The sequence below is a fragment of the Shewanella sp. 8A genome, assembly GCF_023475945.1.
Taxonomy (GTDB): domain Bacteria; phylum Pseudomonadota; class Gammaproteobacteria; order Enterobacterales; family Shewanellaceae; genus Shewanella; species Shewanella xiamenensis.
In genome coordinates this window covers 43,749-51,272 of the sequence record NZ_JAMDJP010000030.1, presented here as the reverse complement: position 1 = coordinate 51,272, position 7,524 = coordinate 43,749, and the positions used below count along the sequence as shown (strand labels likewise).

6 protein-coding genes are annotated in these 7,524 nt (G+C 38.2%); all 6 read left to right on the top strand.

All coding sequences use genetic code 11. The annotated features are described in order from the left end of the window. Nucleotides 1–928 (top strand): UDP-galactopyranose mutase (gene glf, locus M0413_RS18410; RefSeq protein ID WP_249555181.1); only part of this gene is annotated, 928 nt, incomplete at its 5' end. Continuing rightward, nucleotides 921–1,820 carry a glycosyltransferase family 2 protein gene (locus M0413_RS18405; RefSeq protein WP_249555179.1) on the top strand — a complete coding sequence of 300 codons (900 nt, stop codon included), beginning with the start codon at nucleotides 921–923 and terminating at the stop codon, nucleotides 1,818–1,820. The genes glf and M0413_RS18405, both read left to right, overlap by 8 nt. 568 nt (nucleotides 1,821–2,388) lie before the next feature. After that, nucleotides 2,389–3,351, top strand: a complete 963-nt coding sequence (locus M0413_RS18400) for a UDP-glucose 4-epimerase family protein (protein WP_249555177.1) — start codon at nucleotides 2,389–2,391, stop codon at nucleotides 3,349–3,351. A gap of 9 nt (nucleotides 3,352–3,360) precedes the next feature. Further along, nucleotides 3,361–3,915: a sugar transferase gene (locus M0413_RS18395; RefSeq protein ID WP_249555175.1), complete on the top strand. Its 555-nt coding sequence runs from the start codon at nucleotides 3,361–3,363 to the stop codon at nucleotides 3,913–3,915. Nucleotides 3,916–4,046: 131 nt separating this feature from the next. Then, a complete protein-coding gene (locus M0413_RS18390) occupies nucleotides 4,047–5,987 on the top strand; it encodes a polysaccharide biosynthesis protein (RefSeq protein ID WP_249555173.1) in 1,941 nt (646 codons plus the stop codon). A gap of 104 nt (nucleotides 5,988–6,091) precedes the next feature. After that, nucleotides 6,092–7,444, top strand: a complete 1,353-nt coding sequence (gene glmM / locus M0413_RS18385; RefSeq protein WP_249555172.1) for a phosphoglucosamine mutase — start codon at nucleotides 6,092–6,094, stop codon at nucleotides 7,442–7,444. Nucleotides 7,445–7,524 lie beyond the last annotated feature (80 nt).

Below are 7,524 nucleotides of genomic sequence, written 5' to 3'. Positions count from 1 at the left end.
CGATAAATATATATGGGATTATGTAAATACGTTTGTTGAGTTTAATCGCTATACTAATACTCCAATGGCTTTATCTAATGGTAATATGTACAATTTACCTTTTAATATGAATACATTTAATCAATTATGGAAAGTTGTTACACCTCAACAAGCAAAAGATAAAATATTTTCTCAAAGTCAAGAGTTTGAAGGTCAAGAGCCCGAAAATCTTGAAGAACAAGCAATTTCTCTAGTGGGTCGAGACATATTCGAAACCTTGATAAAAGAGTACACAGAAAAACAATGGGGGCGTGATTGTAAAGAATTACCCGCTTTTATTATAAAGCGTCTTCCTGTGCGTTTTACTTATGATAACAACTATTTTAATGATAAGTATCAAGGAATTCCAATTGGTGGATATAATAAATTAATTGATGGTTTATTATATGGTGTTGAAGTTGAAACGAATGTAGACTATTTTGATAATAGGTCTTTTTGGAATTCTGTTGCAAAAAAAATTGTTTACACTGGACCTATTGATAAGTTTTTTGATTATCAGTTTGGCAAGTTGGACTATCGTTCTTTAAAGTTTGAGAGTGAAACTTTAGAGATTGATAACTATCAAGGTAATGCTGTAATTAATTATATTGATAAAGAATATCTTTATACTCGTATTATTGAGCACAAACATTTTGAGTTTGGTAACCAACTCAAGACTGTTATTACCAAAGAATATCCTAAAGAATTTCAAGAAGGGGATGAATATTATTATCCTATTAATGATAAAAAGAATACAAGTGTATTTTCTCAATATAAAAAATTAAAGGAAGATTTCACAAATGTTATCTTTGGTGGTCGACTAGCAGAGTATAAATATTATGATATGCATCAAGTGATTGCATCCGCATTGAATGTAGTTGAAAAGGAGTTAGGTAAAGATAATGAATAAAGTTGTTGCGATTGTTGTAACCTTTAGACGTAAAGATTTATTACGACAAGTTTTAGTCTCTTTACTAAATCAGACACAAAGACCATCAAAAATATTAGTTATTGATAATAATAGTAATGATGGGACAGAAGATGTTGTTTTTAATTTAGCGTTAACTAATGATAATGTAATTTATTACAATACTGGTGATAATTTAGGGGGGGCTGGTGGTTTTCACTATGGCTTTGAAGCTGCCAATGTTTATGATTATTCACATTTATGGTTAATGGATGATGATTTTCAACCAAATTGCGATTGTTTAGAGAAAATGCTTGCCTTACAACATGTGGGTATTGTTCAGCCAATTCGTTTTAATCTTGATGGCTCCTGCGCTGAGTTATCTCCTGTAAAGTATGATTTGTCATCACCCTTTATTTTAAATCCGAAAAAATTATCTGTCGCTGATTTATATAAAAAAGATCAGATGCAGGGGCTACAAGAATTGCATGGGATTCCATTCGAAGGTCCCCTAATCTCTAAAGAAGTTGTGGAACATGTGGGTTTTCCTGAACCAAAGTTTTTTATTTTTTATGATGATTTAGATTATGCAATACGTACTCGAAAGGCTGGCTATAAAATAATTTGCGATCCCGATATCAAGGCTACTCGTCTACTTAAAAATAACCAAAATAATGATTTGTTATCCTGGAAAGGATACTTTATGCTGCGAAACTTATTCTATGTTCACTATATTTATGGCGAAAATTATTTTGTTAAATTTAAACCAATATTATTAACTTTGGGATTTTCATTAATTTCTATTTTTAGAGGTCAATTTAGGCAAGTGAAAATTGCTTTTCAAGCTTTATTCGATTCGTTTAATTTGAAAAATACTGAAAAGCACAGACCTTGAATTTAAGAAAGTCTAGTTTATAATATGTAAATAACTTGAAGCATTCATCTGTTAGCTATACTACTATACTAGATACATTTTATGTTCCGGGTCTTTTGCTCTACTTCATATCTATTTTTAAATGCACGCTTTTTAAATTTTTATTCAACACCACTGCTATTTGTGGTGTTGATTGTAAATTTTAACTATTTAAAATAAAAGTCAATAAGAGGTTTCAATTGGGCTTTGGTAAAAGGTTTGATGTGTGAAATAAATTATGCTCTTATTTAATAAAGGGTTTTGGGAATTTTTTTATTCTCTCAGATATTTAAGCTTCATTTCTCTGTATTCTTATACCTTATACATTGTTGATAAAGTTTTTTTTAAAAACTTTATTTGCATGTTTTCATCTAGTTTCTAGCTTTTTTAACCTAGTGGTAAATATTCATTATGAGTTGTAGTGTTTTTGTAAAATAAAAATGACTGTGAACTGATATTTATATTATCTAATATCTTTCACTTAAGTGATTTTTAAATTGTACTAAAAAGTTAATGAATGTTTGCACTGATATAATTAACTGAGAATGTCATGAGTATAAAATCAAAAATTTTGCTATCAGGTGCTACTGGTTTTGTTGGGGAAAGCTTATTGTCTTTGTTATCTGACGAAACTCATGTAGTGGGTCGAACTAAGCCTATATATCCGTGTGTGTTTTTTAATCTAGATATGCTTAATAATCCTGATTATTCAGATGCATTGTCTAATGTTGAAGTTGTTATACACAGTGCTGCTCGTACTCATATGATGAACAAAAAATTTTCTACAATCCAAGAGCAACTAGATGAATACCAAAAAATAAATAATTATGCGACTATTGCATTTGCCAAGCAAGCGTCGTTGATGGGGGTTAAAAGGTTTATTTTTATTAGTTCCATAAAGGTTCATGGAGAGTCTACAAATACTCTTAGAAAGTTTACATCTGTAGATAAACATGCACCTGAAGATTTCTATGGTAAATCTAAATCTGAAGCAGAAGTTCAGTTGCAAGCACTAGGAAATAAAACAGGCATGGAGATAGTCATAATTCGTCCTACTTTAGTCTATGGACCTGGCGTAAAAGCAAATTTTGCTTCATTGATGAACTTAGTTTATAAAGGAGTTCCGTTGCCATTTGGTTGTATTACTCAAAATAAACGCAGTTTGGTGTCTGTTGTTAATCTGGTTGATTTAATCATCACCTGTATTGATCATCCAAAAGCGGCTAATCAAGTATTCCTAGTTTCAGATGACCATGATGTTTCTACCTCTGAAATGGTTCGTGAAATGGCAAAGGCACTAGGTAAGCCTGCATGGCAACTTCCGATACCCATTTGGTGTTATAAGTTAGTGGGTAAACTATTTAACAAATCAGATGTTGTAGATAGGTTAACTGGATCATTGCAGGTCGATATTTCTCATACTAAAAACATCTTGGGCTGGAAGCCTCCTCAGACTCTGCAAGAAGGCTTTAAACAAACAGCGCAAGCTTTTCTTCAAGCAAAAACTAAATGATGGTAGAACATGATTCGTTTAATTGATTTTCTCGCAGCCTTTTTCGGGTTGCTATTGCTATGGCCAATATTATTCATCGTAACAATCATCGGTTTGTTTGATACAGGCTCACCAATTTTTATTCAAACTCGGGTTGGTAAACATAAAAAGCCATTTAAACTGATTAAGTTTCGTACTATGAGTAAGGATACTGTATCGGTAGCGAGTCATCTTGCCAGTAATGCCGCCATTACAAAATTTGGCGGTTTTTTGCGCAAAACTAAAATTGATGAACTGCCACAACTGATTAATGTACTAAAAGGTGAGATGAGTTTGGTTGGCCCACGGCCTAACTTATTTAACCAAGAAGAGTTGATAGCCGAGCGTGATGCCCTAGGAGTTTATAATGTGTTGCCTGGTGTAACAGGTTTGGCGCAAGTGCAAAATATTGATATGTCCACGCCTAAGTTGCTTGCTCAAACGGATAAGCAAATGATAGATACTTTAACCTTAGGTCGTTATTTTAAATACATCCTAATGACTGCTACTGGCCGTGGTAGTGGTGATGCTGTTAAGCCAAGTTAGTTATTGCATTTGGGTTTAGCTGTAACTCGTTATCTCATGTATACTCACTTACTCGAAAGACTTGATGCCTTTTATCAATGCATAAGCCGTTACTAAACTTCATGAATTACTTAATTAAGTTGGAGCAAAAGATGGATTTTTTGCAGTTTTTATTTTCATTAAAGCGGTCACAAAAGCGTTTAGTCAGCGTGGCGATTGACTCTGTGTTTTTGCTCTTTGCCTTTTGGTTTGCGTTACTCGTTCGCTTGGACTCAGTTGACGTACTGTTTAAATCGCAATATTGGGGATTGATTGCGTTAACTATCCCTATCAGTATTGCTGGGTTTGTGAGGCTGGGGCTTTATCGCGCAGTGCTACGTTATATTGGCTCGCAAGCGTTTACTGCAATCGTTGCGGGTGTCGGTATTTCTACCATAGCCCTTGTTTTACTTGCCTATTATGGCGGGGTGGATTTACCTCGCACAGTGCCATTTATCTATGCAGCTTTTGCTCTCGTTTTTGTGGGCGGCGCGCGTGCACTCATGCGTTCATTAGTCGGTGCCGGAATTAATCGCCGCGGTGAGCCAGTTATTATTTATGGTGCAGGTGTGAGCGGGCGACAAACCGCGATTGCACTTGCACAGAGCCATGAATACCATCCGGTTGCTTTTGTTGATGACGATGAAAACTTGCATAATACTTCGATTCAAGGTTTGCACGTTTATGCACCGCATCAACTTAGTAAGCTGATAAAACAGCGACCTACAACCCGTGTGTTGCTGGCAATGCCGAGTGCATCGCGTTCACGTCGTCAGGACATTATTAATCAGCTTGAGCCATTAACTGTTAAAGTGATGACTTTGCCCGCTATGGCGGACTTAGTGAGTGGCGATAAGTTATTTAGTGATGTGAAAGAAGTCGAAATCGAAGATTTATTGGGGCGTGATTCTGTTGCGCCAAGACAGCATTTATTGACTGCGAATATCAAGAATAAAGTGGTTATGGTTACAGGTGCCGGTGGTTCTATCGGCTCAGAGTTATGCCGCCAGATTTTAAAACAGCAGCCTAAACAATTAGTTTTATTCGAGTTATCGGAGTTCGCACTTTATTCGATTGACCGTGAATTATCTGCCACTGCCAATGATCTCGGTATTGATATTGAAATCGTCCCTATTATGGGATCTGTGCAGCGTGAAAACCGTGTGCAAGCGGTTATGCAGGCATTTAAAGTGCAGACGGTTTACCATGCTGCAGCTTATAAGCATGTGCCTTTAGTTGAGCATAATGTGGTTGAAGGTGTTCGCAATAACGTATTTGGTACTTTGTATACCGCGAGAGCGGCTATTGCTGCAAAAGTAGAAACCTTTGTGTTGGTTTCTACCGATAAAGCTGTGCGCCCTACAAATGTGATGGGTACCACTAAACGTATGGCTGAACTTGCATTGCAAGCATTGGCAAAAGAAGATCATCAAACGCGTTTTTGTATGGTGCGATTTGGTAATGTTCTGGGGTCTTCTGGTTCGGTTGTGCCATTGTTCCGTAAGCAGATCGCTAATGGCGGTCCTGTTACTGTTACTCATCCTGAAATCACCCGCTTTTTTATGACGATTCCAGAAGCATCACAGCTGGTTATTCAAGCGGGTGCTATGGGTAAAGGCGGCGATGTCTTTGTACTTGATATGGGAAAATCGGTCAAAATCGTTGATCTCGCAGCTAAAATGATCCGCTTAAGTGGTTATGATGTGAAGGATGAAGCAAATCCCAATGGTGATATTGCGATTGAATTTACTGGCCTGCGCCCCGGTGAAAAACTGTATGAAGAGTTACTTATTGGCGATGATGTGACAGGAACAGACCATGAGCGGATTATGACCGCGAATGAAATTTACCTGCCATGGGCTGAATTAGAGTTAATTTTGAATCGTTTGGATAAAGCCTGTCATGAGTTCAACCATGAGGCGATTCGTGATATTTTACTTTCGGCACCAACTGGTTTTGCCCCAACTGACGGTATTTGTGATCTAGTTTGGCAGCAAAGGAAATTATTTAAACCAGCTGATACAAAACCGAAAGTGGTAACGTTAGTTTCTTGATTCAATGTCTTATGTCGTTTAGATGTTGCAAAGTTAAATCTTTTTTAAAAGCCAAATCCCCATGGATTTGGCTTTTTGTCTTTTAGCGTTTTTAAGGATTTTGTATGTCTAGGAAGTATTTTGGTACTGATGGTGTGCGTGGCAAAGTAGGAACATTCCCAATTACGCCTGATTTTGCGATGAAGTTAGGCTGGGCTGCGGGTACTGTGCTGGCGTCCACTGGCACTAAAGAAGTGCTGATTGGTAAAGATACCCGCATTAGCGGTTATATGCTGGAATCGGCAATGGAAGCGGGTTTTTCAGCCGCTGGTGTCAATGTGGCATTAATTGGCCCGATGCCAACGCCCGCAGTGGCGTATTTAGCTTCAACTTTTAGGGCCGATGCAGGCGTTGTTATCAGTGCTTCCCATAATCCTTTTTATGATAATGGTATTAAGTTTTTTTCAAACACAGGCACCAAGCTAAATGATGCACAAGAGCTTGAAATTGAAGCGCTATTAGAGCAAGCACTTGAGCATAATGCGTTGCAATGTGTTGCTTCTGAAAAACTGGGTAAAGTGCGTCGCATTGATGATGCTGCCGGTCGTTATATTGAGTTTTGTAAGGGAACCTTCCCGAATCATTTAAGCTTGGCGGGACTAAAGATTGTTGTCGATAGCGCCCATGGTGCTGCCTACCATATTGCCCCGAATGTATATCGCGAATTAGGGGCCGAGGTGATTAGCATTAATGACAAACCCAACGGCGTGAACATTAACGATCATTGTGGCGCAACACATTTAGACAGTTTGCAAACTGCGGTTATGGTGCACGAAGCGGATTTAGGTATTGCGCTTGATGGTGATGCTGACCGAGTCATGTTTGTTGACCATAATGGCCATGTAGTTGATGGCGATGAGATTTTGTTTATTTTGGCACAAGCAGCATATCAAAAAGGCGAAATGCAGGGCGGGGTGGTTGGTACGCTCATGTCTAATCTTGGATTAGAACTGGCACTTAAACAAATGGATATTCCTTTTGTACGCGCTAAGGTTGGTGACCGTTATGTGGTTGAACAGCTCAAACAAACGGGTTGGCAACTGGGCGGCGAAGGCTCTGGGCATATTTTGAGTTTGCAGCATGCTTCTACTGGTGATGGCATAGTGGCGTCTTTGCAGGTGCTCAAAGCCATTCTAGAGTCTGACAAACGTTTAGCCGATCTTAAAGCGGGCATGGCTAAATTGCCGCAAGTGCTTATCAATGTGCGTTTAACTTCTGGCAGTGCTGATAGTATTTTGGCTAAAGACAGTGTTAAACAGGCGGTGCTAACCGCGGAGGAAGTTTTAGGGGGTAAGGGGCGAGTATTATTGCGTAAATCGGGTACCGAACCCTTAATCCGAGTGATGGTTGAATCCACGGACATTGCCTTGACCCAACAACAAGCTGAATATATCGCTCAGGCAGTCAAAGCGGCATAAGCGAGGAGATTGAATCTAGGGCGTTGCTTGCCACTGCTTGGATAGTGCGTTTTCACTTCTAGAATCAAGATTCTAGGTTT

Coding starts and splice junctions, on each gene's coding strand:
- glmM (WP_249555172.1), top strand. CDS start 6,092: ATGTCTAGGAAGTATTTTGGTACTGATGGTGTGCGTGGCAAAGTAGGA.
- M0413_RS18390 (WP_249555173.1), top strand. CDS start 4,047: ATGGATTTTTTGCAGTTTTTATTTTCATTAAAGCGGTCACAAAAGCGT.
- M0413_RS18400 (WP_249555177.1), top strand. CDS start 2,389: ATGAGTATAAAATCAAAAATTTTGCTATCAGGTGCTACTGGTTTTGTT.
- M0413_RS18395 (WP_249555175.1), top strand. CDS start 3,361: ATGATTCGTTTAATTGATTTTCTCGCAGCCTTTTTCGGGTTGCTATTG.
- M0413_RS18405 (WP_249555179.1), top strand. CDS start 921: ATGAATAAAGTTGTTGCGATTGTTGTAACCTTTAGACGTAAAGATTTA.